This window comes from Amycolatopsis sp. NPDC058278 (assembly GCF_042881395.1).
Classification (GTDB): Bacteria; Actinomycetota; Actinomycetes; order Mycobacteriales; family Pseudonocardiaceae; genus Amycolatopsis.
This window is the reverse complement of the sequence record NZ_JBHVXZ010000018.1, coordinates 32,516-56,584: the sequence shown is the minus strand read 5'-3', so window position 1 is coordinate 56,584 and position 24,069 is coordinate 32,516. Positions and strand designations below refer to the sequence as shown.

Below are 24,069 nucleotides of genomic sequence, written 5' to 3'. Positions count from 1 at the left end.
GCGAAGGGGAAGATCCATGGCAGACGCCATCGTGGCCGAGGGACTGGTCAAGAAGTACGGGAAGGTCACCGCGCTCGACGGGATGACCTTGTCGGTGCCCGAAGGCACGGTGCTCGGCGTGCTCGGGCCGAACGGCGCCGGGAAGACCACCACCGTCCAGATCCTCACGACGCTGCAGAAGCCGGACGCGGGCCGGGCCACGGTCGCCGGGTTCGACGTCGTGCAGGACGCGCAGGAGCTGCGCTCGCACATCGGCGCTTCGGGCCAGTACGCGGCCGTCGACCAGGAACTGACCGGGGCCGAGAACCTCGAGATGGTCGGCAGGCTGTACCACCTGGGGACCAAGCGGGCCAAGGCCCGCGGCCGGGAGCTGCTCGCCCGGTTCAGCCTGGCCGACGCCGCCGATCGCCCGGTCCGGGGCTACTCCGGCGGCATGCGCCGCCGCCTCGACCTGGCCGGCGCGCTCGTGGCCAACCCGCCGGTGCTGTTCCTCGACGAGCCCACCACCGGGCTCGACCCGCGGGCCCGCACCGAGCTGTGGGACGTCATCACCGAGCTGGTAGCGGGCGGCACGACGCTGTTGCTGACCACGCAGTACCTGGAGGAGGCCGACCGGCTGGCCGACAGCATCGCCGTCGTCGACCACGGGCGCGTGATCGCCCGCGGCACCGCCGACGAGCTCAAGGACCTCGTCGGCGGCGAGCGGATCGAGCTGACCGTCGGCACGCACGACGACGTCGTCGTCGCGCGGCGGGCGCTGGCCCGGCTGGCCAGCGGCGAGCCGCAGGCCGAAGGCTTCCGGCTCACCGTGCCCGTGTCCCACGGCGCGAAAGCGCTTACCGAGGCCCTCGCGCTGCTCGCCGTGGAAGGCGTCGACGTCCGCGACGTCGGCGTCCGCCGTCCCACCCTCGACGACGTGTTCTTGTCACTCACCGGCCACGAGACGGCCGAACCCGCGAAGGAGGCCGTGTGATGAACGCGGTGCAGATGGCCGTCACCGACGGCGTGACCGTCGCCAAGCGCAACTCGATCAAGATCGTCCGGTCGCTGGACCTGCTCGGGTCCATCGTGTTCATGCCGGTGATGTTCGTGTTGCTCTTCGGCTACGTGTTCGGCAGCGTGATCGACATCCCCGGGATGTCCTACCGCGAGTTCATGCTGCCGGGGATCTTCACCCTCGCGGTGGCGATGGGCAGCATCGTCACCGGCTACGGCCTGACCGACGACCTGCAGAAGGGCCTCATCGACCGGTTCCGCTCGCTGCCGATGTCCCCGGCCGCGGTGCTGATCGGGCGGACCACCGCCGACCTGATCCTCAACGTGACGAGCCTGCTGATCATGGGGCTGGTCGGTCTGCTGGTCGGCTGGCGCATCCACACGAGCCCGCTGGAGGCGCTGGGTGGCGTGCTCCTGCTGCTCGCCTTCGCCTACGCGCTGTCGTGGGTGATGGGCACCCTCGGCCTGGCCGTGCGCAAGCCCGAGGTGTTCAACAACGTCTCCAGCGTGGCGATCTTCCCGCTCACGTTCCTGGCCAACACATTCGTCGACAGCGGCCGCCTGCCCACGCCGCTGCGCGTGATCGCGGACTGGAACCCCGTCTCGGCGATCACACAGGCGTCGCGGGAACTGTTCGGCAACACCAGCGCGGCGATGCCGGTGCACGACGCCTGGCCGATGCAGCACGCCGTGCCGGCTTCGGTGCTGTGGATCGCGGTACTGCTGGCGATCTTCGTGCCGCTTTCGGTGCGCTGCTACAAGAAGGCCACCAGCCACTGACTCACGGCAGGGTGAGGATCTCGCTGCCGTCGGCCGTCACCACGAGGGTGTGCTCGAACTGGGCCGTCCACTTCTTGTCCTTCGTGGTGACGGTCCAGTCGTCGGACCAGATGTCGTAGTCGATGGTGCCGAGGGTGATCATCGGCTCGATCGTGAAGGTCATGCCTTCCTCGATCACCGTGTCGACCGAGGGCTCTTCGTAGTGCAGGACCGTCGGCGGCGTGTGGAACGCCGGGCCGACGCCGTGACCGGTGAAGTCGCGGACCACGCCGTAGCCGAAGCGCTTGGCGTAGGCCTCGATGACCCGGCCGATGACGTTGAGCTGGCGGCCCGGCCGGACCGCCTTGATCGCCCGCAGCGTCGCCTCGCGGGTGCGCTCCACCAGCAGGCGCGCCTCCTCGGAGACGTCGCCGGCCAGGAACGTCGCGTTCGTGTCGCCGTGGACGCCGCCGATGTAGGCGGTGACGTCGATGTTGCAGATGTCGCCGTCCTCGATCACCGTCGAGTCCGGGATGCCGTGGCAGATCACCTCGTTGAGCGAGGTGCAGCACGACTTCGGGAACCGGCGGTAGCCCAGCGTCGAGGGGTAGGCGTGGTGGTCGAGCAGGAACTCGTGCACCACCTTGTCGATGTCGTCCGTGGTGGCGCCGGGCTTGACGGCCTTGCCGCCCTCCTCCAGGGCCTGGGCCGCGATCCGGCTCGCGACCCGCATCGCCTCGATCACCTCGGGCGTGCGCACGCCGTTGCCGGTGTCCCGCTTCGGCGCCGGCTTGTCCACGTACTCGGGACGGGCGATGGAACTGGGGACGTCACGGCGCGGCGTCTGGACGCCGGGAACGAGCGGGGCACGAACGGACATGCCCCCCACTTTACGACGGCCCGCTCAGCCGATCCCCGCCAGGAACCGGTGCGCGGCCTGCACCGCCGGTTTGGACGACCCGGCGTCGGTGAGGAGCACGGCGAACGCCAGGTCGCCGCGGTAGCCGACGAACCAGCCGTGCGAGTGGGAGCCGTCGCCGAACTGGGCGGTGCCGGTCTTGCCCGCGACGCCGGGGATGTCCCGCAGCCCGGTCGCGGTGCCCGCGGTGACGACCTCCCGCATCATCCCGCGCAGTGCGTCGAGGACCTCCTGCGACGGCGGATCGCCGACGTTCTTCGTGGCCGACGGCATGCCCTTGACGATCGACGGCGACGGCACCTTCCCGGCCTGCACGGTGGCCGCGACCAGCGCCATGCCGAACGGGCTGGTCAGCACCCGGCCCTGGCCGAAGCCGTTTTCCGCCCGCTGGACGGCGGAGTCGCTGGCCGGGACGTCGCCGGTGACCGTGGTCAGGCCCGGAACGACGAAGTCGGCGCCGACGCCGAAGGAGCGGGCGGTGTCGGTGAGCGACGAGCCGCCGAGACCGGCGGCGAGCCGGGCGAAGGTCGTGTTGCAGGACCGCGCGAACGCCGTCTTCAGCGGCACCCGGCCCAGGTCGAACCGGCCTTCGTTCGGCACGACGCGGTTTTCGACCGTCGTCGTCCCCGGGCAGTCGACCGGGCTGTCCGCCTCGACCTCCCCCGCCGACAGCGCGGCCGCCGCCGTGACGATCTTGAACGTCGAACCCGGCGGGTAGCGCCCGGACAGGGCCAGCGAGCCCTCCTCGTCGGCGGCGGCGTTCTGCGCCACGGCGAGGATGTCCCCGCTCGAGGGCTGGATCGCGACCAGCGCGGCGGAGTACGGCTCGGTTTCGAGGGCCTTCTCGGCGGCGGCCTGGATCTTCGCGCTGAGCGTGCTGGTGACGGCGGGCGCGGGCCGCGGCGGCTCGGCCTTGAGCTCGGCGGCCTCGCCGCCGGTGACGTCACGGGTGACGATCCGCCAGCCCGCCGCCCCGGCCAGCTGCTGTTCGACCAGCGCGCGGATGCCGGGCAGGACCTGCTGCCCCGACCCGCGGGTCACCGGCAGCAGCCGCTCCTGGCTGGCGAAGCGGACACCGGGCAGGTCGTAGATCGCCGGCTTGACGCGCTGGTAGTCGCCGGCGCGCAGGGTGATCACCGGGTAGGCGTCACCGGGCTTGGTCTTGCTCATCCCGTCCAGCACGGACCGGCCGGTGACCGAAGGCTCGTACCGGTGCAGCGCCTTGGCCAGCGTCCCGGCGACGGCACTCGCGTCGCCGGCCTTCTGCGGGTCGACGACCACGCCGATCACCGTCTGCGGGCGCATCAGCGGCACGCCGTCGCGGTCGAGGACCGGCGCCGTCTCCGGCAGCTGCGGCAGCATGCCGAGGGTCTGCCCGACCGCCAGCTGGGGGTGCACGACCGTCGGCTGCCAGTGCACCTGCCAGCCGTTCTCGGCCGCCCGCAGCTGGGCGTCCGCGCGGTAGGACCAGCTGCGGCCGTGCGGCAGGTGCCAGGTGAGCCGGTAGCCGGCGGTCACGACGTCGCCGTCGGGCTGTTTCACCTCTTCGTCGTCGACGTCGAGGGCCTCGGGGCCGAGCACGCCGCGGACCTGGCTCAGGACGGCCTTCGCGGCTTCCGGGGAGTCGGTGTTCGCCGCCGCGGCGGCGACGTCCCCGGACGCGACGGCGTCCAGGAAGGCGGAGAGGGCGTCCTCGGGACCGTCGCCCGAGCACCCGGCCGTGGTCGCGGCGACGAGCAGCAGCACCGCGAGCGCACTGCGGCCTCGACGTGCACTCATGGCGGGATGATGCCTGGTCAGAGCGTTGTGGTGGCTTCGAAACACCGCCACGGAAGAGTGGTTAGAACAGCACCGTCGCGTACTGGCCGACCTGCTCGAACCCGATCTTGCGGTAGGCCGCGAGGGCGGGGGTGTTGAAGGCGTTGACGTAGAGGCTGGCGGTGCGGCCGAGCCCGCGGACGAGCCGGTTCACGACCGCGGCGGTGCCGGCGGTGCCGAGCCCGTCGCCCCGGCGGTCGGGGTGCACCCAGACGCCCTGGATCTGCCCGACGGTGGCCGACATGGCGCCGATCTCGGCCTTGAAGACGACCTCGCCGTCCTCGAAGCGGGCGAACGCGCGACCGGCACCGATCAGCTCGGTGACCCGGGCGCGGTAGCTGGCGCCGCCGTCACCGCTGCGCGGATCGACACCGACCTCCTCGATGAACATCGAGACGGCCGCGGGCAGGTATCGCTCGAGCTCGTCCGGCCGGACGGGCCGGACCAGCGGATCGGCGGCGACGAGCGGGGTGCTGTCCAGCGCCATCAGCGGCTGGTCGCCGCGGACCTCGCGGGCCGGGCCCCACTCGCCTTCGAGCTCGTCCCACAGGCCGAGGACCTGCTCGGCCGGGCCGACGAGCGAGGAGCAGGTGCGTTGCCTTCTCAGGGCGCGGTCGGCGAAGGAGCGCAACGCGGGCGCGTTGCCGCGCAGCGGGATGAGGTTGGGCCCGGAAAAGCACAGTCCTTGGAGCCGCCCGGCCCGGACCGGACGGCTGTCGGCGGCCCAGAGCTCGCCACCGAGCCGCCACGGGTCGAGGCCCGCGGCCTCGACCCGGGCGCTGACCATGCAGCTGCCCACCGGGTCGGCGGCCAGCGCGGCCCGGACCGCCGGATAGTCCCGATCATCGAGCAGCCGTGCACCTGCAAGCCGCAACACGGGCTCCAGGGTGCCAGATTCGACTGCTGAACGGAACGCAAGCCTCCCGACACGGTGAGATGAACAGCCGACGCCGGGCATTCCGGGCAGTATCGGAAGTATGCAGCGTTATACGTACAAGGTCGTCGAGGTCCGCGAGAAGCTGCTCGGCGGCAAGATGTCGGGCGGCAAGCTGGAGAAACTGCTGAACGACCACGCCGAGGACGGGTGGCAGCTCAAGGCCATCACCTCGGCGGAGGTGAAGGGCCGGGTCGGCCCCGGCGGCGTCGAGGGACTGCTGGTGACCTTCGAGCGGCCGGTGCAGTAGCGGGGCGTCCCTCCCGGCGGCGGGTCAGGCCGCGCCGCGGTAGGTGCCGAGCGTCCAGGCGTTGCCCTCCGGGTCGCGCAGGCTGAACGTGTGCGAGCCGTACTCGGTGTCCGTCAGCTCGGCCGTGATCTCCGCACCCGCGGCCTGCACCCGCGCGTACACCTCGTCGACCTGGTCCGACACCACGTACACCGCGGCCGTGCCCGGCTTCATCGCGTCGTGGACGCCGTCCGGTGGGCGGACGCTGCCCAGCATCACCGCACCGCCCTCGGGCCAGCGCAGCTCGGCGTGCGCGATCAGCTCCCCCTCGGGCACCACCAGCGCTTCGGTGAAGCCGAGGACGTCGACGAGGAAGCGGACCGCCGCGGGGGCGTCGTCGTACCGGAGGGCGGGCCAGACGTTCGGTTCAGGAGTCATGCCGTCAGCTTCGCGCCACCTCCGCCTCCTGGTCTTGGAGGAACGGGAGCTCCTCGGCGATCCACGTCCCCGGCGTGCACCCGGCCAGCGCGCCCCATTCGTTCGTCAGGTGCGCCTGGTCGTAGAACCCGCACTCCGCCGCCAGCGCCGCCAGGTCCGTCCGCCCGCTCCGCAGCAGGCGCCCGGCCCGCTCGAACCGCAGCACCCGCGCCGCCTGCTTCGGCGCCAGCCCCAGCTCCGTGCGGAAGCGCTCGCCCAGGTGGCGGCGGCTCCAGCCGACCTCGTCCGCGAGGTCCGCGACGCGCACCTGCCCGTCCGCACCCCGCAGCCGGCGCCACGCCTCCCCCAGCTCGGGCGGCGGCACCACCGGCTCGACCGCCCGGGCGGCCAGCACGTCGTCGAGCAGCGCGAACCGCTCGCGCCATGGCAGCTCCCGCAGCCGGTCCGGTAGCGAGCCGAGACCGAAGTCGGCGAGGTCGGCGACCTCGCCGCTCAGCTCGGCCGCCGTCACCCCGAACAGCGTCCGCACGCCCAGCGGGTCCAGTTCCAGCTGGACCCCCTCCTGCACGCGGTCCTGCCGGATCAGCACCGCGCGCGTGTGCAGCCCACCGACCAGCGCCTGGAAGCTCTGCCCGGCCATCCGCACGGGCCCGGCGAGGCTGATGACGAGCGTCACATGCCGGGACGGCAGGCCGCGGTGGACGGCCAGCGTGACATCGTCCTGCGCATACCCCACGTAGCGCGTGACCAGGGGCCGCACCACCGGGTGCGGCTCGTGGAAGGCCCAGGTCACGCTCACGAATGCGAGGGTAATCGTCACCACCGACATTTTCGGGGGCTCGGGTGGCGGAGCCCCCGACCTGGGGCGAAGCCCTAGGTGTCACTGCCAGTTCCGGGTCTGATAACACGGACGTGCGTCCCCACCGCGGAAGGAACCACCCGATGACGATCCAGGAGCAGGCGCAGCAGCTGGAGCTGCTCGCCGACCAGGTGCCGACCGGCATCGCGCTCGCCACGAAGAGCGACCTCGAAGACCTCCAGGCCCAGGTGCTCGGCCTGCTCGGGGAGACGTCCACCGCGACCGCGATCCAGGGCGCCATCCAGCTCGCTTCCCAGCAGATCGACGAGGTCGCGGCCGCGCTCGAGAACGTCCGCCTGCAGATCCGCGACGCCGCCCAGCACCACCTACAGGGTTGATTCGTAGAACGAGCGGACGGCGGGCTGGCCCGTGTAGTTCGGGCCCGCCCGGTCGTCCGCGCCGAGGTAGCGGAAGGGCAGCGAGCCGCCGAAGGGGCCGGCCCGCCGGATCCGGTGTGCTCGCGAGTCGTAGGTGAAACCCGCTTCGCGCAAGGCGCGCAGCACCCGACGCGCCCCACCCGGCGCTTCGATTCCCGCTACGTCGAAGTTCGCCACGAACACGCCGCCGTCGCGCAGCCAGGACGCCGCCCGCAGCAGCGCGCCCAGCTTGTCGCCGACGTAGTGGAGGCCGTGCACGCAGCTGACGAGGTCGAACCGGCCCGCGGGTTCCCACGCGGTGATCGACGCCGTCTCGAACCGCACGGGCCCGGCCGCCGCGAAGTACCCGACGAGGTCGACGCCCGTGATGTCCAGATCCGGCCGGGCCCCGGCCGCGTCCAGGAGCGCACGTCCGCTGCCGCAGCACAGATCGAGCCAGCGGGCGCCCGGCGGCAGGCCCGGGATGTCGAAGCCGAGCACCCGCGAATAGCCGTCGCGACCGGCCAACCGGCGCTCGCGGTTCATCGCCCGGTTGGCCACCACGGATGACGCCTCGAGAGCGTCGTCCGGAAGGAGATCTGTGACAGCCGGGGCTTCGCCCCGGGCCGGGGGCTTCGCCACCCGGAACCCCCTCGAAGATTTCAGCCGGCGGTGACCACCGGCGCGCCCTCACCAAGGGCCTCGCCGGCCTCTTCGGCGATGCGCATGGCCTCTTCGATGAGCGTCTCGACGATCGCGTGCTCGGGCACGGTCTTGATGACCTCGCCCTTGACGAAGATCTGGCCCTTGCCGTTGCCGGACGCCACGCCCAGGTCGGCCTCGCGGGCCTCGCCCGGGCCGTTGACGACGCAGCCCATCACGGCCACGCGCAGCGGGATCTCCATGCCCTCGAGCCCGGCGGTGACCTGCTCGGCGAGCGTGTAGACGTCGACCTGCGCGCGCCCGCACGACGGGCACGACACGATCTCCAGCTTGCGCTGCTTGAGGTTCAGCGACTGCAGGATCTGGATGCCGACCTTGACCTCTTCGACCGGCGGCGCGGACAGCGAGACGCGGATCGTGTCGCCGATGCCCTGGCGCAGCAGCGCGCCGAACGCGACGGCCGACTTGATCGTGCCCTGGAAGGCCGGCCCGGCCTCGGTGACGCCGAGGTGCAGCGGGTAGTCGCACTGCTCGGCGAGGATCTCGTAGGCGCGCACCATGACCACCGGGTCGTTGTGCTTCACCGAGATCTTGATGTCGTGGAAGTCGTGCTCGGCGAACAGCGACGCCTCCCACAGCGCCGACTCGGCCAGCGCTTCCGGCGTCGCCTTGCCGTACTTGTCCATGATCCGCTTGTCGAGCGAGCCGGCGTTGACGCCGATCCGGATCGGCGTGCCGTGGTCCTTCGCGGCCTGCGCGATCTCCTTGACCTGGTCGTCGAACTTGCGGATGTTGCCCGGGTTGACGCGCACCGCCGCGCAGCCGGCCTCGATCGCGGCGAAGACGTACTTCGGCTGGAAGTGGATGTCGGCGATCACCGGGATCTGCGACTTCCGCGCGATCGCGGGCAGCGCCTCGGCGTCGTCGGCCGACGGGCACGCCACGCGGACGATGTCGCAGCCCGCGGCGGTCAGCTCGGCGATCTGCTGCAGAGTCGCGTTGACGTCGGAGGTGAGCGTCGTCGTCATCGACTGGACGGAGATCGGGTGGTCGCTGCCGACGCCGACCGACCCCACCTGGAGCTGGCGGGTCTTGCGGCGCTCGGACAGGACGGGCGGGGGCAGGGCGGGCATACCGAGTGCGACGGTCACGGCTTCCAGCGTACCTACCCCTACTGGGCCACCTTCACCATGTCAACCGTCACGGTGAGCAGCATTACGGCGGGGGTGAGCGGTCACCGGCGGACCGCACCCCCTCCGTGGGACTACTGGCCGATCCGGATCGGGTTGACGATGTCGGCGGTCACCGTGAGTAGCGTCACCGCGCCGCCGATGAGCACCAGGACCATCGTGATCCCGGACAGCTTCGTGTAGTCGACCGGTCCCCCGGCCACCTTGCCCCGCCGCGTGCGGATCCAGTCGCGGACGCGCTCGTACCAGACCACCGCGATGTGGCCGCCGTCCAGCGGCAGCAGCGGCAGCAGGTTGAACACGCCGATGAAGAAGTTCAGGCTGGCCAGCAGCAGGAAGAACAGCACCCAGACGCCGTTCTCGACGGCCTCGCCGCCGAGCCGGCTCGCCCCGACGACGCTGACCGGGGTGTTCTTGTCGCGTTCGCCGCCGAAGATCGCGGTGACCACGGCGGGAATGCGCTCGGGGAACTGGACGAGCCGCTGCGCCGTCTCGGAGAACATCATGCCGGTGAAGTCGAACGTGGCGCCGACCGCGGCGACCGGGCCGTACTGCGTGGTCAGCTGCGGCACCTTGGGCGAGGCGCCGATCATGCCGACCTCCTTGACCGCGGAGCCGTTCCAGCGCTGCACCTTCGGCACGTCGACGACGAGCCACAGCTTCTCGGTGCCACGCTGCACCTCGAACACCGTCCGGCCGCTGGTGGCCTGGACGGCGGTGAGCATCTCCTCCCAGGTCGCGACCGGCTTCCCGCCGACGGCGAGCACCGTGTCGCCGGCCCGCAGCCCGGCCGTCGCCGCCGGGGTCGGCGCGCCCTGCGGGCAGGTGGGGTTCTTGGCCTGGGCGGCGGCCTGTTCCTTCGACGTGGTCGGGACGGCGCAGGAGGTCGTCGCCAGCACCGGCTTGGGCGCTTCGGCGGCCGCCGGGCTCGGCAGGCCCATGGTCACGGCCATCAGGTACAGGACCACGAAGCCCAGGATGAAGTGGGTGACCGACCCGGCCGACATGACGACGGTGCGCTTCCAGGTCTTGAACCGCCACATCGCGCGCGGCGCCTCGTCCGGGGTCACCTCGTCGAGCGCCGTCATGCCGGCGATGTCGCAGAACCCGCCGAGCGGGATCCACTTCAGGCCGTACTCGGTCTCGCCGCGGCGCCAGGAGAACACCGTGGGCCCGAAGCCCACGAAGTACCGGCGGACCTTCATGCCGAAGGCCTTCGCGGTGACCATGTGGCCGGCCTCGTGCAGTGCGACTGAGACGCAGATCCCCAGCGCGAAGAGCACCACACCGATGATGTAGGCGAGCACCCGCTACTTCCCCTCGATGATCGAACCGGCCCGCGCACGAGCCCACCGCTCGGCCGCGAGAACATCCTCGACGTCGCGTGGTTCGCGACGCCATTCGTCGGCGGCTCCCACCACCTCGGAAACAGTGTCCACTATCGACGTGAAGCTGGTGTTCTGCGCGAGGAAGGCGGACACCAGCTCCTCGTTCGCGGCGTTGTAGACGGCGGGCAGGCAGCCGCCCTCGGTGCCGCAGTGCCGGGCCAGCTCGACGGCCGGGAAGGCCTCGTCGTCCAGCGGCTCGAACGTCCAGGTCGTGGCCTGGTCCCAGGTGCACGCGGCGGCGGCGCCGGGGACCCGGTCGGGCCAGTGCAGCGCGAGCGCGATGGGCAGCCGCATGTCCGGCGGGCTGGCCTGGGCGATCGTCGAGCCGTCGGCGAAGGTCACCATTGAATGCACGATCGACTGCGGGTGCACGGTGACGTCGATCTTCGCGGGCTCGATGCCGAACAGCAGCGCCGCCTCGATCAGCTCCAGGCCCTTGTTGACCAGGGTGGCGGAGTTGATCGTGATGAGCGGGCCCATGGACCAGGTCGGGTGCGCCATCGCCTGCTCGACGGTGACGCCGGCCAGCTCCGCGCGCTTGCGGCCGCGGAACGGGCCGCCGGACGCGGTGAGGACCAGCCGGGCGACCTCGCTGCGGTGCCCGGCGCGCAGGGCCTGGGCGATGGCGGAGTGCTCGGAGTCGACGGGCACGAGCTGCCCGGGCTTGGCGGCGGCGAGCACCAGTGGCCCGCCGGCGATGAGGGACTCCTTGTTGGCCAGGGCCAGGGTGGCGCCGGTGGCGAGCGCCCGCAGCGTCGGCTCGAGGCCGCGGGAGCCCGGGAGCGCGTTGAGGACGGTGTCGACCTCGACCGCGTCGATCAGCTCGGTGACGGCGTCCGTGCCCGCGAAGAGCCGCGGGAGCTTGAACTCGCCCTGGGCGTACCCGCGCTTCTGCGCTTCGGCGTACAACGCGAGCTGGACGTCTTCGGCGGCCGTGGCCCTGGTCACGGCGACGGCCTCGACGCCGTGGGCGATCGCCTGCGCGGCGAGCGCGGCCGGATCGGCCCCGCCCGCGGCGATCCCGGCCACCCGGAACAGGTGCGGGTTGCGCGCGGCGACGTCGAGGGCCTGCACGCCGATGGACCCGGTCGAGCCGAGCACGAGAACGCTTCGCGAGGTAGTCATCGCCGGTCATTGTCGCGCGGGGGGTCTCCGCGGCGCACCCGGAGGTGTGGGATCATCGGCGGGTCCGAGGTTCACGGGGTTTGAGGAGTTCATCGTGGCAGGCAAGGCGGTCGAGAAGAGGCGGCCCGAGGTCGACCCGCGCGACGAGCCGTCCGCGGCCTGGGGCTGGCACGGCTCGTTCCCGAAGGCCACCCGCATCGCCGGCTGGGTCAGCGCGATCATCCTGCTGGTGATGATCAAGGGCAACCACGAGAACAACACCGAGAACGTGTGGCTGGTCGGCCTGGCCCTGTTCCTCGTCCTGCTGCTGGTGCTGGACATCCGCAAGCGGCGCACGGCCTGGCGCAGGTAGTTCGTCATTCGCTAACGTGCCCGGCATGAAGCTGCGCTGGGGACTGGCCGTGTTCGCTGTTCTGGGCGCCCTGGTGGTACCCGCCGCTCCGGCCTCGGCTTCGGTGCCGTCGGTCCGGTGCACGTTCACGCCGACCCCGGACAACCCGGCGGCGCGCCCCGTGGTCCGTCCGTGGCCGGTGGCGCCGACCCGCGGGACCGTGGACGTGACCTTCCGGTTCAACTACGGGCCGGTGACCGTGCGGCTCGACCGCGCGGGGGCCGCTCCGTGCGCGGTCCAAAACATGGTTTCGCTGGTTCTGCAGCGGTTCTACGACCGGTCCCAGTGCTGGCGGCTTTCGAATTCTTCCCGTCTCGGCGTTCTCCAGTGCGGAGACATCTACGAGGTCGAGAAGGGCGGGCCGGGGTACAAGTTCCCGGACGAGGTCTCGGGCGCCGAGACGTACCCGCGCGGGACGATCGCGATGGGCAACCAGGGGCCCGGGACGAACGGGTCGGAGTTCTTCATCGTGCACTCGTTCGCGAACATCCCGGCGAACTATTCGGTCATGGGGCGGGTGATCCGGGGGATGTCCGCGATTGATCGGATGGTGGCGGACGGGATCATCCCGACCGATCCGAACGGGCCACTGGACGGGGCGCCGGCGCACCCGGTGAAGATTCAGCGCGCCACCGTCGGCCGGTAAGCCTGATTTCAGGTATTCGTTCTCGACGCTGCCGTGTCCCGGCGGGCTGAAATCCCTGCCCTCGTTTCCGGCCGACCGGTCGTGCCGCCGGGGCAGCCGGCAGCTGAGCATGACAGGGGTGGACCGCATTCCCCGCGTGACCGATCGCCCCGTTGAGCCCGGGGCGCGGGTCGGGCAGGGCGGCGCGCGAAAGAAAGGCAATTCCCCGGTTCCGGCCGCGCCGATTCGGCCGCTGGACCGAAAGGGAGTCGTCGCCCTTCAACGCGGTGCGGGAAACCGGACCGTTTCGAGCCTCCTCGGCACCACGCCGGCTGTTCCGGCGACGCCGGTACCGGCCGAGGTGAGCGTCCAGCGTCACCCACCGCCGACGAGCGCCAAGACCCAGGCCGACAAGAGCAGGTGGGCGGTCGAGCCGATCAACAGGCAGAAGGGGCTCATGACGCTGCCCGCCACTTGGGGACTGGGCGCGCTGCACCACAAGATTTCCAAGGAAACGCTGAGCGGCATCGTCGATGACGGCGGCCTGGGGCTCGTGCGCTCCTGGCACGCCTCGGCCGACACCCCGGGGCATGCCGGTGCGCAGGAGTTCTGGGAGGCGTGCTGTGAGATCGCCGGCAGCGAGGTGGCCAAGGCGGCGGCAGGTAACCCCTACAAACTCCTGTGGAACATGGCGGTCAACCTGTCGGTGGGACCGCCGAGTCCGGCCGGCGACCCGGGGATGGGCTTCGACGCCGACACCGAGCCGGATCCCGACCAGCCTCGGCAGCGACGGCTGGACGAGGTGTCCGCTCACCTGAAGAAGCTCGAGGACGTCTACTTCAGCCTGAAAGCTCAGCCAGTCGTCCACGACGAGGACTGGCGAGAGATGACCGAACACCTGCGAGCGGCACAATCTGCGCACCGGCAGCTCGACGGCGTCCTGAGCGGTCCGAAACAAGAACAATGGCTCTACGATGAGAAAACCAAGCAGCACCAGCGCAAAGGTCTGCGATGGTTCCCGGGCGCCGGAGACGGTGCGAAACTGTTCCAGCAGGAACGGGCGATTCCCGAGGATATCCGGGGGTACTCGTCGAGCGGTAAGGTCATCACCCAAGGGACGGCCACCGCGGCCGGGGGATTCTCACTGACGCTGACCGTCGACGAGGCGGCCGTCCATCACATCTGCCAACGCCACACCTACCGGCACTTCGACTTCGGCCAGACCAAGGCGGTCAACAACTTCTGGCCGCCGGGAACCGGTTTCAGCAAGGTGGTGGACGCGGTCCGCGCGGCCCTTCCCGACATCACTCGGATATGCCTGGAAGAATTGATGGCCGGCGAATCCACGGGATCGACTGACTCCTGGAGCGAACGCGAGGTCGAGTTGAGGAACTGTGCCGCCGGCAGTTACACGGTCTTCTGCATCGCTGTCATCGGCCATGCCCAGGGCACAAACGGCTTGGGGATCGTCAAGACGATCGCGCCGGACGGGCGCAGTGGTCATGCCTTCCTCGCTTCGGAGCTGGCGGAGATCGCCGGCTCTCCGGGGATCCGGCCTGCCCCGGGCCCCCAGGCGGCCGCCGCCCCGGCACCTCGGGCGCCGTCCGGTCCAGCGGCCACCACGGTCGTTCCGGATTTTCCGGTCAAACGGTGGCAGCAAGAGAGCCGAGCGCGAGCGGGTACGTCGGCTCCGGCACCGACGGACGTGCTGGACGCCGCCAAGAAGGGCCGGCTGGACGACGGCGACCACGTCAGGATCAACGGGGTCGTCTACGCAGTGACCGTTTCCCGCGTCGGGCCGGAAAAGACAGACCTGATCAATTCCGTGCGCGTCACCCTGTCTCCGGACTGGGCGTAGGGCCCCGCGGAATCACGAGGAAAGCCGGGTGCCACCCGGCACCCGGCTTTCCTCGCTTCGTCGTCAGCGTTCAGTCGACGGCGATACCAGTTCGCTCGGCCCGCCACCCGACTCCCCGGCCACGGCGGCCAGCTCCTCCCCCACCGACTCGCCGTTCTCCGGGCGCGCGTCCTTCGTCAGCAGCGAAGCCACCGCGCCGATCAGGCACACGACGATCGCGAAGCCGAACGCCACCGCCAATCCCGACTGGAACGGGCCCGAAATCAGGTTCGGGAAGAAGCTGCGGCCCGTCAGGAACGCGGCCTGGTCCGGCGGCAGCGACGACAGCTGACCGCCCAGGAGCTGCTGGATCGGGTTGTAGCCCAGGAACGCCGCGAACAGCACCGCCACCGCCGGGAGGTTCGCGATCTGCGCCGCCGAGGCCGCCGGGACGCCGTGCTCGATCAAGCCCTGGCTCATCGTCGACGGCAGGCTCGAAGACAGGCCCGCGATGATCAAGCTGAAGAAGAAGCCGATCGACAGGACCATCGCCGCGTTCTGGAACGTCGTCATCATGCCCGCGCCGGAGCCGCGCGCGTCGGCCGGCAGGCTGTTCATCACCTCGGCGCGGTTGGGCGAGGAGAACATGCCCATGCCGATGCCGTTGACCAGCAGGATCGCCGCGAACGCCCAGTAGTCGAAGTTCACCGGCAGGATGATCAGCAGCAGGAACGTGATCGCCGTGATCAGCAGCCCGGTGGAGGCGAGCAGGCGGCTGCCGATCCGGTCGGCGAGGATGCCCGACGTCGGCGCGGCCAGCAGGAAGCCGACCGTCATCGGGAGCATGTAGATGCCCGCCCACAGCGGCGTCTGCTCGAACGTGTAGCCGTGCTGGGGCAGCCAGATGCCCTGCAGCCAGATGATCAGGATGAACTGCAGCCCGCCGCGGCCGAGGGAGGCCGTCAGGTTCGCGACGTTGCCCCAGGTGAACGAGCGGATCCGGAACAGCGACAGGCGGAACAGCGGGTTGTCCACCTTCGACTCGATGATCACGAACGCCACCAGCACCGCGAGCCCGCCGATCAGGCAGCTGAGCACGAACGGGCTGCCCCAGCCGGTCGGGGACGAGCCGTACGGCTGGATGCCGTAGGTGATGCCGATCAGCACCGCGATCAGGCCGACGGCGAAGGTGATGTTGCCCCACCAGTCCATCCGCGCGTGCTTGCGGATGCCGGTGTCGTGCAGCTTGAGGTACGCCCAGACCGTGCCGATCACGCCGAACGGCACCGACACGAGGAAGATCAGGTTCCAGTCGACCGGCGCGAGCACCCCGCCCACGACCAGGCCGAGGAACGAACCGGCGATGGCCGCGACACCGTTCATGCCGAGCGCGAGCCCGCGCTGGTTGGCCGGGAAGGCGTCGGTGAGGATCGCCGAGGAGTTCGCCATCAGGAAGGCACCGCCGACGCCCTGCACGATCCGCCAGCCGATCAGCCACAACGCGGCCGCGTCGCCGTCGAACCAGGTGACGGCCAACATGATGGAGGAAACGGTGAAGACGGCGAAGCCGAGGTTGTACATCCTCGCGCGGCCGTACATGTCGCCGAGCCTGCCGAAGCTCACCACCAGCACCGCGGTGACCACGAGGAAGCCCATGATCATCCACAGCAGGTAGCTCGTGTTGGCCGGTTCCAGGGGGTTGATGCCGATGCCCTTGAAGATGTCGGGCAGCGCGATCAGCACGATCGAGGAGTTGATCGTGGCGATCAGCATGCCCAGCGTCGTGTTGGACAGCGCGATCCACTTGTACCGCGGCCCCAGTTCCGCGATCGAATACGTCCGGCGTTCCGCCACTGTGCAACCCTTCTGCTCGCAAAGTCCCTTAGCTAGGCTAAGCAACTTGCTTGCGTATGGCAACCAACAGCACGAATTGCCCGGGAGAGCATGATCACAGCCGCTTGACTGTCCTTTGAGGACTCTTTACGGCGGGGGTTGTGCACAACTCGGGCGTGGCCGGTCGGGGTGTGGACAACTCGGGTCACGGGGCCGGGAACTGTCGGTGCCTCCCGGTAACGTTGAAACCGGGGGTCCCCCTCACGGCGAGAGGACCCGCAGAGGCGGGCGGCGCCGTGAGTACCGTTCGGGTGCGTGACCGCGGAAGAGGTGTTGCAGGACCGGCCACATCGGCGGGTGGTGCGGATCGGCGACACCGTCCGCCGGCCGACGTTTCCGTGGTCGCCGGCCGTCCACGCGCTGCTCCGCCATCTCGAGGCCGTGGGTTTCCGGTGGGCACCTCGTGTCCTGGGCCTCGACGAAGAAGGCCGCGAGGTGCTGACCTATCTGGAGGGTGAGTCCGGCCCGCAGGGCTGGGCCCAGGTGGTCGGCGATGCCGGTCTGGCGAGGTTCGCCCGGTTGCTGCGGGACTACCACGATGCGGTGGCCGGCTTTCGGCCGCCGCCGGAGTCCAGGTGGTTCGACGGAACGACCGGGACCGGTGGCAGCGAGGTGATCTGCCACGGTGACTTCGGTCCGTGGAACGTCGTCTGGCAAGGGGAGCAGCCGGTCGGCATCCTCGATTGGGACTACGCCCGTCCCGCACCCCGGCTGCACGACGTCTGCTACGCCCTGGAGTACGTCGCTCCCTTCCGCGAGGACGCCGAATGCCTGCGGTCGCTGCGCTATCGTCGTCCTCCCCACCGGCGGCACCGCTTGGAGGTGTTCGCCGGCGCCTACGGCCTGACGTCCACGTCGGGACTGGTCGATGCCGTGATCGACGTCCAGCGGACCGTGCTCGCGCAGGTCCGGAGGCTGGCCGACGCGGGGCACCAGCCTCAGGCCGGCTGGGCTGCCGACGGCCATCTCGAGCAGCTGGCGGGCCGGCTCGCCTGGAGCAGGGAAAACAGGCACCTGTTCGAGTAGGCGGCACGCTCTGTGGTCACGGTCGCGAGCCCCGCACCAGCCGCCCGAGCACCGCCACGCCCTCTTCGATCTCCGTCGCCGTCCGGGCCGCATACCCCAGCACCAGCCCCGGCCGTCCCGGCCGTTGCCGGTGCCAGGACAGCGGCTGGACCTTCACCCCCTCCGCCAGCGCGGCCGCCGCCACCGCGACGTCGTCGATGTCGGCGTCGAACGTGATCGTCAGGTGCAGGCCCGCCGCCGCGCCGTGGACCACCGCGCCCGGCAAGCCGGAAGCGACAGCACGGATCATCGCGTCGCGGCGACGGCGGTGCCGGGCGCGGACCACCCGCAGCTGGCGCTCCAGCTCGCCGGTTTCCATCAAGCGCGCCAGGACCAGCTGGGCCAGCACCGGATTGCCCAGATCAGCGAACCGCTTCGCCGCCACGAGGTCGTCGCGGAAGCGCGGCGGCGCCAGCAGCCAGCCGACGCGCAGCGCCGGTGCCAGCAGCTTCGAAACGCTTCCCGTGTAACAGACCTCCGGCACCATCGACCGGACCGCCGGCACCGGTGCGCGGTCGTAGCGGTGCTCCGCGTCGTAGTCGTCCTCGATGACGATGCCGCCGCCGGCCACCCAGCGCATCAGCTCGCGGCGGCGCTCGCCGCCCAGCACCACGCCCATCGGGAACTGGTGGGCCGGGGTCAGCAACACCGCCGGGGCGCGCAGCTCGGACACGAGCAGCCCGTCGTCGTCCACCGGGACCGGCGGCGTCGCCAACCCGCAGTGGTGCAGGTGCTGGCGCGCCCCCAGCGAACTCGGGTCTTCGACGGCCACCGAAAGCAGGCCGTGCTGCCGCAACACCGCGCCCACCAGCGTCAACGCCTGCGCGACCCCGGCCACCACGATGATTTCACCGGGATCGACGCGGATCCCGCGGTTGCGCGCCAGCCAGTGCGACACCGCCAGCCGCATCGAAGGCGCGCCGCGCGGGTCGCCGTAACCGAAGTGGGACGGCTCCAGCTCGTCCAGCACCGCCCGCTCGGCACGCAGCCACGCCGCGCGCGGGAACGCCGTCAGGTCCGGGACGCCGGGGGTGAGGTCGATCCGGGCCGGGGCCGCGCGGACCGCGTCGAAGACTGCCACCCCGGGCCGGGGCGTGATCACCGGCGAACCGGCCGGTGAGTCCGGCGACGGGTCCGGCGGCAGCACGGGCGCGGCGACGACGACCGTGCCCGCCCGGCCGCGGCCCGCGGCGTGGCCGTCGTCGATCAGCCGCTGGTAGGCCTCGGTGACCACACCCCGCGACACGCGCAGCTCGGCGGCCAGCACCCGGGACGCGGGCAGCCGGGCGCCGACCGGGAGCCGGCCGTCGGCGATCGCCGCACGCAGCTGTCCGGCGAGCCAGTCCGCCAGGCCGCCCGGCGGTGCCTCGCGGACGTCCAGCTGGAGGAAGTCCGACCCTATGGACCCCTCGGAGAGCGCGGTTTTGGCTCTGTCCATCGGACCATTGTCGCAGCACGCTGGGCTCATGGACACCGCTTACGTGCACGGGTACACCGAACCCGAGACCCGCCGCCTGGGCGACCAGGCCGACACCCTCGCCGAACTCCTGCACGCCGGAACGGCCTACCCCGCCGGGAGCCGGGTGCTGGAGGCCGGCTGCGGCGTCGGCGCGCAGACCGTCCACCTCGTGGCCCGCAGCCCGGGCGTGCGCCTGACCGCCGTCGACGTCTCGGAAGCGTCGCTGCGGCAGGCGAAAACCCGGGTCGAGGGCGTCGACTTCCGCCGAGCGGACCTGTTCGACCTGGACGGCGAGTACGACCACGTCTTCGTCTGCTTCGTGCTGGAACACCTCCCGGAGCCGGAGAAAGCCCTCGCGCACCTGAAGACCCTGCTGCGGCCGGGCGGCACGATCACCGTCATCGAGGGCGACCACGGTTCGGCGTTCTTCCACCCGCGCAGCGAGCACGCGCAGGCCGCGATCGACTGCCTGGTCCGGCTGCAGGCCGACGCCGGCGGCGACGCGCTCATCGGGCGTCGTCTCCACCCGCTGCTGACCGGCGCCGGGTTCGGCGACGTCACCGTGGAGCCGCGGACGGTCTACGTCGACGCGTCGCGGCCCGGGCTGGTCGCCGGGTTCACCCGCGACACCTTCACCGCGATGGTCGAAGGCGTCGGCGAAACCGCCGTCGCCCGCGGGCTGATCACGCAGGACCGCTGGGACCGCGGGGTCGCGGACCTGCACCGGACCGCCGGCGAAGACGGCACCTTCCACTACGCGTTCTTCAAGGCCACCGGGAGCAGGACGTGATCGCCCGGCGTCCCCGGCCGCGGCTCGCGGGCAGCACCGACGTCGTCGACCGGGACCTGGAACGCCTCGAAAGCGACCTCGCCGCCCGGCGGCCCGGCTACCCCGCGACACACTCCAGGGCCGTCAAGTGGTTGCGGACCCGGATCGCGCCGGGCACGCATTCCCCGGCGTAACAGGCCAGCGCGCGTTCCCAGTGCTCGCGCGCGGCCTCCGGGTCACCGAGTCCACTGTGGACTTCACCGAGCCCGCAGTGGGCCCGGCCCTGTTCGGGACGGCAGCCGGTTTCCTTCGCCACGGCCAGGGCTTCGCGGTGGTACCGCAGCGCGTCCGCGGAAGCTCCGCGCGCGGCGGTCAGGCTGCCCAGGCTGTTGAGCACGCGGGATTCGACGCCGCGGTCACCGCATTCACGGGCCAGGCTCAGCGCCTCTTCGAGGTGCCGGGCGGCTTCCGCGTGCCGGCCCTCCGCCAGCCGGACGTCGCCCAGGTGCTTCAGCGCGACGCTGCGGTTGGGCGGGCTTCCCGTCTCCTGCGCGATTTCCAGCGCCCGCTCCAGGTGCGCCGCGGCTTCGGCGTACCGGCCGCGCGCGTGCTCGACGTCGCCGAGGATGCCCAGGGCGTACCCCTCGCTCACCCGGACGCCCATCGCACGCAGGTGCACCAGCCCTTCCTCCACGGCCCGGACGGCCTCGTCGTGCCGGCCCAGTGCCGAGAGCGAGTCGCCCAGGTTGACCAGCGCGTAGCCCTCGCTCGTGCGGTCGGCGATGTCCCGCGCCAGCGCGAGGGCCTCCTCGAGGTGACCGATGGCCTCGCCGTACCGGCCGATGCCGCGGCAGGAACAGCCCAGCACCACCAGGACCAGCCCTTCGCTGGTGCGGTCGCCGGTCTTCCTGGCCAGCGCGAGCGCTTCCGTCGAGTACCGGATCCCCTCGGCGAACCGGCCCAGCGCCCGGCACACCAGCCCCAGGGTGTTGACCGAGTGGATTTCCGTGCGCCAGTCACCGGTCTCCCGGGCGAGGACGAGCGCCTCCTCCAGGTACCGCAGCGCCTCCGGCGACCGGCCCACCCGCCAGTGGCCCAGCGCGATCAGGATCAGCGGCTCCGCCTCGGCCGCCCGGTCGCCGGTGTGGTGGGCCAGCGCCGACGCGTGTGTGTGCAGGACCAGCGCTTCCTCGTGGTAACCGCCGACGTCGAGGTAGTGCCACAGGATCCCGGACAGCAGCCGCAGGTGGTCCGGCCAGCCGTGCCGGGTCGCGTGCGCGGCGACCGCCAGGAGGTTGCGGCGCTCGGCCTCCAGCCACGCCGGTGCGTCGAGCACCTTGACGTCCGGGTCCGGCACGCGCGGCCGCAGGTGCCGTTCCTGCGGCAGGACGACGTCCATGGCCTGGCCGGCCGAGGAGACGTAGAAGTCGAACAGCCGCTGCTGCGCCTCGTGGCTCTCGGCGGGATCGCCGGCCGCGAGCTCGGCGGCGTAGACGCGCAGCAGGTCGTGCAGCTGGACGCGGTCGTCACCGGTCTGCTGCGCGAGGTGGGCGCGCACCAGGACACCGGCCAGCCGTTCGGCCTCCGGCAGGGGCACGCCGGCGAGCGCGGCCAGCGCGGGCGGCGTCAGGTCGCGGCCCGGGTGCAGGCCGCAGAGCCGGAACACGCGCGCGGCGTCGGCCGCGAGGTTGCGGTAGGACCAGGAGAACACGGCGCGGACGGCGGTCAGCGGGTCACCGCCGCCGTCGAGCAGGTCGAGCCGCCGCCGTTCGTCGGCCAGCTCGGCGGCCAGGGCGGCGAGCCGCTCGCCCGGCCGGCTCAGCGCCAGCTCCGCGACCAGCCGCAGGGCCAGCGGCAGCCGGGCCGCGTACCCGATCAGCGCCGCGGCGGCCTCGGGTTCGTCGTCGACGCGCGGGCCGAGCAGCGCCCGGAGCAGGTCGCGGGCTTCCGCCTCGGTGAGCAGGTCGACGAGCACCCGCCGGGCGCCGTGGCGGGCGACCAGGCCGGGCAGCGCGTCCCGGCTGGTCACCAGCACCAGGCAGGTCGGCGAGCCGGGCAGCAGCGGACGGACCTGCCCGACCGCGTTCGCGTTGTCCAGCACCAGCAGCATCCGCCGCCCGGTGAGCGCGGTGCGGAACTTCGCGGCGCGCTCGTCCGGCTCGGCGGGGATGTCCGCGCCCGCGACGCCGAGGGCGCGCAGGAACCCGGACAGCGCGTCGCCCGGGTCCACCGGCCGGACCGTGCCGTAGCCGTGCAGGTCGAGGTAGAGCTGGCCGTCCGGGAACTCCGCGGGCACGCGCTGCGCCCAGTGGACGGCGAGCGCGGTCTTGCCGACCCCGCCGGTACCGGAGAGGACGGCGATGCGCGCGCCGGTGTCGCCGTCGTCGCGCCGCAACAACGCGTCCAGCTCGGCCAGCTGGGCGGCCCGGCCGCGGAAGCCGGGGACATCGGCGGGCAGCTGCGCCGGCACCCGGGCCGGCGGCTCCGGTGCGGCGAAGTCCTGCCGCAGCACCTGCCGCTGGGCCGCCCGCAGCTCGGGGCCGGGGTCCAGGCCGAGCTCGCCGTCCAGCCGCCGGCGCACCTCCTCGAAGACGTCCAGCGCGGCGGCCTGGCGCCCGGACGCGGCGAGCGCCAGCACCAGCTTGGCGTGCGCCGACTCGTTGAGCGGCTCCTCGGCGGTCAGCACCCGCAGCTGCACCGCCGCGTCTTCGGGGTCGGCGACCCCGGCGTAGGCCAGCACCGCCTTGGCGCGCCGCATCGCCAGCGCGAGCCGGGCGGGGTGCTGGCGCAGCCGTTCGACGTCGGCGAGCGCCGGGCCGCGCCAGAGTTCCAGGGCCTCCTTCAACGCGTCCCGGGCGAGCAGGGCTTCGAAGCGCAGCAGGTCGAGCTCGTCCTCGCCGACGGCCAGCCGGTAGCCGCCCTTGTCCGTGGCGATGAGGTCGGCGGGCCGCAGCGCCCGCCGCAGCCGCGCGACGTAGGTGTGGAGCAGCTCCAGGCACGACGGCGGCGGCTCGTCCCAGATGACGTCGACGAGGTCCTCGCGCCGGACGGTCCGGTTCGGCTGCAGGGCCAGCAGCGCCAGCAGCAGGCGCTGCTTCTCCGCGCCGATCTCCACGCTCTCGGTGCCCCGCGTCACCGTCAGCGGGCCGAGGACGCCGAGCCGCACGGGCTCCGGCGGCGCTTCGGCCAGCGCTTCCCGGAGCTTGCGGGCCGTCTCCGGCCGGGGCCGCCGGACGCTGCCGAGCTCGGCGTTGCGCACCGCGCGCAGGCTCACTCCCGCGCGCTCGGCGAGCTGGGCCTGGGTGAGGCCGGCGAGGGCACGCCGGTCCCGCAGCCATCCGGCGAACGACAGGCCTTCGTCCACAGGCGTCCTCTCCTGCGTGCCCCGAGCGGAACGTACCTCTCCAGCATCACGATCGTGCCGCCCGAGCTGTACCACCGATCGGCGAAGATAACCGTTTCCGCAGGTACGGACGGTGACGGCGGCGGGGAGGGGCGGTACAGGCGCTCGTCCACCACGCTTTCCTAGGCTTTCTCGCGTCCGGTGGTGGCGAGGGGTTCGCGGAGCAGCCGTCGCGTGGGGTACGACGGCTGCACCGGAACTTCACACGCCGAAGCGCTCGAGCAGGGCCCGCACGGCGGCCGGGTCCTCGACGTGGGCGTTGTGCCCGAGACCGGCGAGCGTGACGGCGTCGGGATCGAGCGCCCGCAGCTGCTCCGGACGGCTCATCGGGTCGTTTTCACCCGCGGCGAGCACGACCGGGCAGCGCGCCCCGGCCAGCAGGGCCGGCATGTCCGGTGCGCCGAGGCCGAACGCGGCCGGGTCCATCGCGAGGCGCCAACCTCCCTCGGTCTCGCGAAGCCCGGCCGGGTCGGTCGGCGCGATCCCGAGCAGCCCGGACACCTTCAGGTAGGCCTGCTCGGCGTCTTCCCGCGTCGCGAACACCCGGGGCGGCCGGGCGGCGAACGACGCGGCGCGGTTCAGGTCGTCCTGGCTCCACTCGACCTTCACGCCGAGGGCCAGCACGCCGGCGACCTCGACGTCGTAGCGGCCGGACGCCAGCTCCAGCGCGAGCACGCCGCCGAGCGAGTGCCCGGCGACGATCAGCGGGCCGCCGTCCGGCAGCGCCCGCGCGACCGCCTCGGCGAACGTGGCGAAGCTGTAGTGCGGCAGCGGCGAGGACGGGCCGTGGCCCGGCAGGTCGGGCACCAGGACGCGCCGGTCGAGCAGGACGGCGAAGTGGGCCCAGACGGCGCCGGTCGCGCCGAGGCCGTGCAGGAGGAGGACGGCCGGTTCGCCCTTGCCGCCGGTGCGCATGTTGAGCGTGTCCATCCGCGCAGCCTCCCAAACTGTCG

The 24,069-nt window shown here is 71.8% G+C and carries 22 protein-coding genes; 9 read left to right on the top strand and 13 right to left on the bottom strand.

The window, feature by feature from the left end:
• The first annotated feature begins 16 nt into the window (after window positions 1–16).
• Both ACFVYA_RS12025 and ACFVYA_RS12020 read left to right on the top strand, forming a co-directional pair.
• On the top strand, window positions 17–973 hold the full coding sequence (locus ACFVYA_RS12025; protein ID WP_387044663.1) for an ATP-binding cassette domain-containing protein: 957 nt from the start codon (window positions 17–19) through the stop codon (window positions 971–973).
• Window positions 973–1,776: an ABC transporter permease gene (locus ACFVYA_RS12020; protein WP_387044662.1), complete on the top strand. Its 804-nt coding sequence runs from the start codon at window positions 973–975 to the stop codon at window positions 1,774–1,776. Before ACFVYA_RS12025 ends, ACFVYA_RS12020 begins: the two co-directional genes overlap by 1 nt.
• A gap of 1 nt (window position 1,777) precedes the next feature.
• On the opposite strand, the gene map is transcribed toward ACFVYA_RS12020, so the two are convergent.
• The 3 genes from map to ACFVYA_RS12005 all read right to left on the bottom strand — a co-directional run bounded on the left by map (window position 1,778) and on the right by ACFVYA_RS12005 (window position 5,369).
• Complete coding sequence (gene map / locus ACFVYA_RS12015; RefSeq protein ID WP_285989325.1) at window positions 1,778–2,635, bottom strand: type I methionyl aminopeptidase; 858 nt, start codon at window positions 2,633–2,635, stop codon at window positions 1,778–1,780.
• 24 nt (window positions 2,636–2,659) lie between these two features.
• Entirely contained in the window at window positions 2,660–4,453 is a 1,794-nt protein-coding gene (locus tag ACFVYA_RS12010) for a penicillin-binding transpeptidase domain-containing protein (RefSeq protein WP_285989324.1), read from the bottom strand.
• A 61-nt stretch (window positions 4,454–4,514) separates the two neighbouring features.
• A complete protein-coding gene (locus ACFVYA_RS12005) occupies window positions 4,515–5,369 on the bottom strand; it encodes a GNAT family N-acetyltransferase (RefSeq protein ID WP_191315022.1) in 855 nt (284 codons plus the stop codon).
• 100 nt (window positions 5,370–5,469) lie between these two features.
• Between ACFVYA_RS12005 and ACFVYA_RS12000 the strand changes: the two genes are divergently transcribed.
• Window positions 5,470–5,676 carry a DUF4177 domain-containing protein gene (locus ACFVYA_RS12000; protein ID WP_285989323.1) on the top strand — a complete coding sequence of 69 codons (207 nt, stop codon included), beginning with the start codon at window positions 5,470–5,472 and terminating at the stop codon, window positions 5,674–5,676.
• A gap of 24 nt (window positions 5,677–5,700) precedes the next feature.
• On the opposite strand, the gene ACFVYA_RS11995 is transcribed toward ACFVYA_RS12000, so the two are convergent.
• Together ACFVYA_RS11995 and ACFVYA_RS11990 are read right to left on the bottom strand one after the other, a co-directional pair.
• Window positions 5,701–6,093, bottom strand: coding sequence for a VOC family protein (locus tag ACFVYA_RS11995; RefSeq protein WP_285989322.1), 393 nt, complete (start codon window positions 6,091–6,093; stop codon window positions 5,701–5,703).
• A 4-nt stretch (window positions 6,094–6,097) separates the two neighbouring features.
• On the bottom strand, window positions 6,098–6,922 hold the full coding sequence (locus ACFVYA_RS11990; protein WP_387044661.1) for a helix-turn-helix domain-containing protein: 825 nt from the start codon (window positions 6,920–6,922) through the stop codon (window positions 6,098–6,100).
• A 113-nt stretch (window positions 6,923–7,035) separates the two neighbouring features.
• On the opposite strand from ACFVYA_RS11990, the gene ACFVYA_RS11985 reads away from it, so the two are divergent.
• On the top strand, window positions 7,036–7,290 hold the full coding sequence (locus ACFVYA_RS11985) for a hypothetical protein (protein ID WP_003057586.1): 255 nt from the start codon (window positions 7,036–7,038) through the stop codon (window positions 7,288–7,290).
• On the opposite strand, the gene ACFVYA_RS11980 is transcribed toward ACFVYA_RS11985, so the two are convergent.
• The 4 genes from ACFVYA_RS11980 to dxr all read right to left on the bottom strand — a co-directional run bounded on the left by ACFVYA_RS11980 (window position 7,279) and on the right by dxr (window position 11,674).
• Window positions 7,279–7,872, bottom strand: coding sequence for a class I SAM-dependent methyltransferase (locus tag ACFVYA_RS11980; RefSeq protein WP_387044660.1), 594 nt, complete (start codon window positions 7,870–7,872; stop codon window positions 7,279–7,281). The two genes, ACFVYA_RS11985 and ACFVYA_RS11980, sit on opposite strands and share 12 nt — an antisense overlap.
• 98 nt (window positions 7,873–7,970) lie before the next feature.
• Window positions 7,971–9,122 (bottom strand): flavodoxin-dependent (E)-4-hydroxy-3-methylbut-2-enyl-diphosphate synthase, encoded by a 1,152-nt coding sequence (ispG, locus tag ACFVYA_RS11975; protein ID WP_285989319.1) that lies wholly within the window; start codon window positions 9,120–9,122, stop codon window positions 7,971–7,973.
• Between the two features lie 113 nt (window positions 9,123–9,235).
• On the bottom strand, window positions 9,236–10,468 hold the full coding sequence (locus ACFVYA_RS11970) for an RIP metalloprotease (protein ID WP_285989318.1): 1,233 nt from the start codon (window positions 10,466–10,468) through the stop codon (window positions 9,236–9,238).
• 3 nt (window positions 10,469–10,471) lie between these two features.
• On the bottom strand, window positions 10,472–11,674 hold the full coding sequence (gene dxr, locus ACFVYA_RS11965; protein WP_387044659.1) for a 1-deoxy-D-xylulose-5-phosphate reductoisomerase: 1,203 nt from the start codon (window positions 11,672–11,674) through the stop codon (window positions 10,472–10,474).
• Between the two features lie 94 nt (window positions 11,675–11,768).
• Here dxr and ACFVYA_RS11960 point away from each other — a divergent pair, with 94 nt between their 5' ends.
• The 3 genes from ACFVYA_RS11960 (at window position 11,769) to ACFVYA_RS11950 (ending at window position 14,548) form a co-directional block, all read left to right on the top strand.
• Window positions 11,769–12,026, top strand: coding sequence for a DUF2631 domain-containing protein (locus ACFVYA_RS11960; protein ID WP_285989316.1), 258 nt, complete (start codon window positions 11,769–11,771; stop codon window positions 12,024–12,026).
• Between the two features lie 25 nt (window positions 12,027–12,051).
• Entirely contained in the window at window positions 12,052–12,711 is a 660-nt protein-coding gene (locus ACFVYA_RS11955) for a peptidylprolyl isomerase (RefSeq protein ID WP_387044658.1), read from the top strand.
• 118 nt (window positions 12,712–12,829) lie between these two features.
• On the top strand, window positions 12,830–14,548 hold the full coding sequence (locus tag ACFVYA_RS11950) for a hypothetical protein (protein ID WP_387044657.1): 1,719 nt from the start codon (window positions 12,830–12,832) through the stop codon (window positions 14,546–14,548).
• A gap of 63 nt (window positions 14,549–14,611) precedes the next feature.
• On the opposite strand, the gene ACFVYA_RS11945 is transcribed toward ACFVYA_RS11950, so the two are convergent.
• Window positions 14,612–16,381: an MFS transporter gene (locus ACFVYA_RS11945; RefSeq protein ID WP_285989313.1), complete on the bottom strand. Its 1,770-nt coding sequence runs from the start codon at window positions 16,379–16,381 to the stop codon at window positions 14,612–14,614.
• 294 nt (window positions 16,382–16,675) lie between these two features.
• Here ACFVYA_RS11945 and ACFVYA_RS11940 point away from each other — a divergent pair, with 294 nt between their 5' ends.
• Window positions 16,676–17,446, top strand: coding sequence for an aminoglycoside phosphotransferase family protein (locus tag ACFVYA_RS11940; RefSeq protein ID WP_387044656.1), 771 nt, complete (start codon window positions 16,676–16,678; stop codon window positions 17,444–17,446).
• A gap of 16 nt (window positions 17,447–17,462) precedes the next feature.
• Here ACFVYA_RS11940 and ACFVYA_RS11935 read toward each other — a convergent pair whose 3' ends face one another.
• The gene (locus ACFVYA_RS11935) at window positions 17,463–18,923 is read right to left on the bottom strand and encodes a PLP-dependent aminotransferase family protein (protein ID WP_387044655.1); all 1,461 of its coding nucleotides are present in this window, start codon (window positions 18,921–18,923) and stop codon (window positions 17,463–17,465) included.
• A 28-nt stretch (window positions 18,924–18,951) separates the two neighbouring features.
• Here ACFVYA_RS11935 and ACFVYA_RS11930 point away from each other — a divergent pair, with 28 nt between their 5' ends.
• The gene (locus ACFVYA_RS11930; RefSeq protein ID WP_387044654.1) at window positions 18,952–19,734 is read left to right on the top strand and encodes an L-histidine N(alpha)-methyltransferase; all 783 of its coding nucleotides are present in this window, start codon (window positions 18,952–18,954) and stop codon (window positions 19,732–19,734) included.
• A gap of 97 nt (window positions 19,735–19,831) precedes the next feature.
• On the opposite strand, the gene ACFVYA_RS11925 is transcribed toward ACFVYA_RS11930, so the two are convergent.
• Window positions 19,832–23,077 (bottom strand): tetratricopeptide repeat protein, encoded by a 3,246-nt coding sequence (locus ACFVYA_RS11925; RefSeq protein WP_387044653.1) that lies wholly within the window; start codon window positions 23,075–23,077, stop codon window positions 19,832–19,834.
• A 240-nt stretch (window positions 23,078–23,317) separates the two neighbouring features.
• Window positions 23,318–24,046 (bottom strand): alpha/beta fold hydrolase, encoded by a 729-nt coding sequence (locus ACFVYA_RS11920; protein WP_285989308.1) that lies wholly within the window; start codon window positions 24,044–24,046, stop codon window positions 23,318–23,320.
• Between the last annotated feature and the right edge of the window lie 23 nt (window positions 24,047–24,069).

Bases quoted from the DNA above. Each gene is read 5' to 3' on its own strand.
- ACFVYA_RS12025 (WP_387044663.1), top strand. From the start codon at position 17: ATGGCAGACGCCATCGTGGCCGAGGGACTGGTCAAGAAGTACGGGAAG.
- ACFVYA_RS12020 (WP_387044662.1), top strand. From the start codon at position 973: ATGAACGCGGTGCAGATGGCCGTCACCGACGGCGTGACCGTCGCCAAG.
- map (WP_285989325.1), bottom strand. From the start codon at position 2,635: ATGTCCGTTCGTGCCCCGCTCGTTCCCGGCGTCCAGACGCCGCGCCGT.
- ACFVYA_RS12010 (WP_285989324.1), bottom strand. From the start codon at position 4,453: ATGAGTGCACGTCGAGGCCGCAGTGCGCTCGCGGTGCTGCTGCTCGTC.
- ACFVYA_RS12000 (WP_285989323.1), top strand. From the start codon at position 5,470: ATGCAGCGTTATACGTACAAGGTCGTCGAGGTCCGCGAGAAGCTGCTC.
- ACFVYA_RS11995 (WP_285989322.1), bottom strand. From the start codon at position 6,093: ATGACTCCTGAACCGAACGTCTGGCCCGCCCTCCGGTACGACGACGCC.
- ACFVYA_RS11990 (WP_387044661.1), bottom strand. From the start codon at position 6,922: ATGTCGGTGGTGACGATTACCCTCGCATTCGTGAGCGTGACCTGGGCC.
- ACFVYA_RS11985 (WP_003057586.1), top strand. From the start codon at position 7,036: ATGACGATCCAGGAGCAGGCGCAGCAGCTGGAGCTGCTCGCCGACCAG.
- dxr (WP_387044659.1), bottom strand. From the start codon at position 11,674: ATGACTACCTCGCGAAGCGTTCTCGTGCTCGGCTCGACCGGGTCCATC.
- ACFVYA_RS11955 (WP_387044658.1), top strand. From the start codon at position 12,052: ATGAAGCTGCGCTGGGGACTGGCCGTGTTCGCTGTTCTGGGCGCCCTG.
- ACFVYA_RS11935 (WP_387044655.1), bottom strand. From the start codon at position 18,923: ATGGACAGAGCCAAAACCGCGCTCTCCGAGGGGTCCATAGGGTCGGAC.
- ACFVYA_RS11930 (WP_387044654.1), top strand. From the start codon at position 18,952: ATGGACACCGCTTACGTGCACGGGTACACCGAACCCGAGACCCGCCGC.
- ACFVYA_RS11920 (WP_285989308.1), bottom strand. From the start codon at position 24,046: ATGGACACGCTCAACATGCGCACCGGCGGCAAGGGCGAACCGGCCGTC.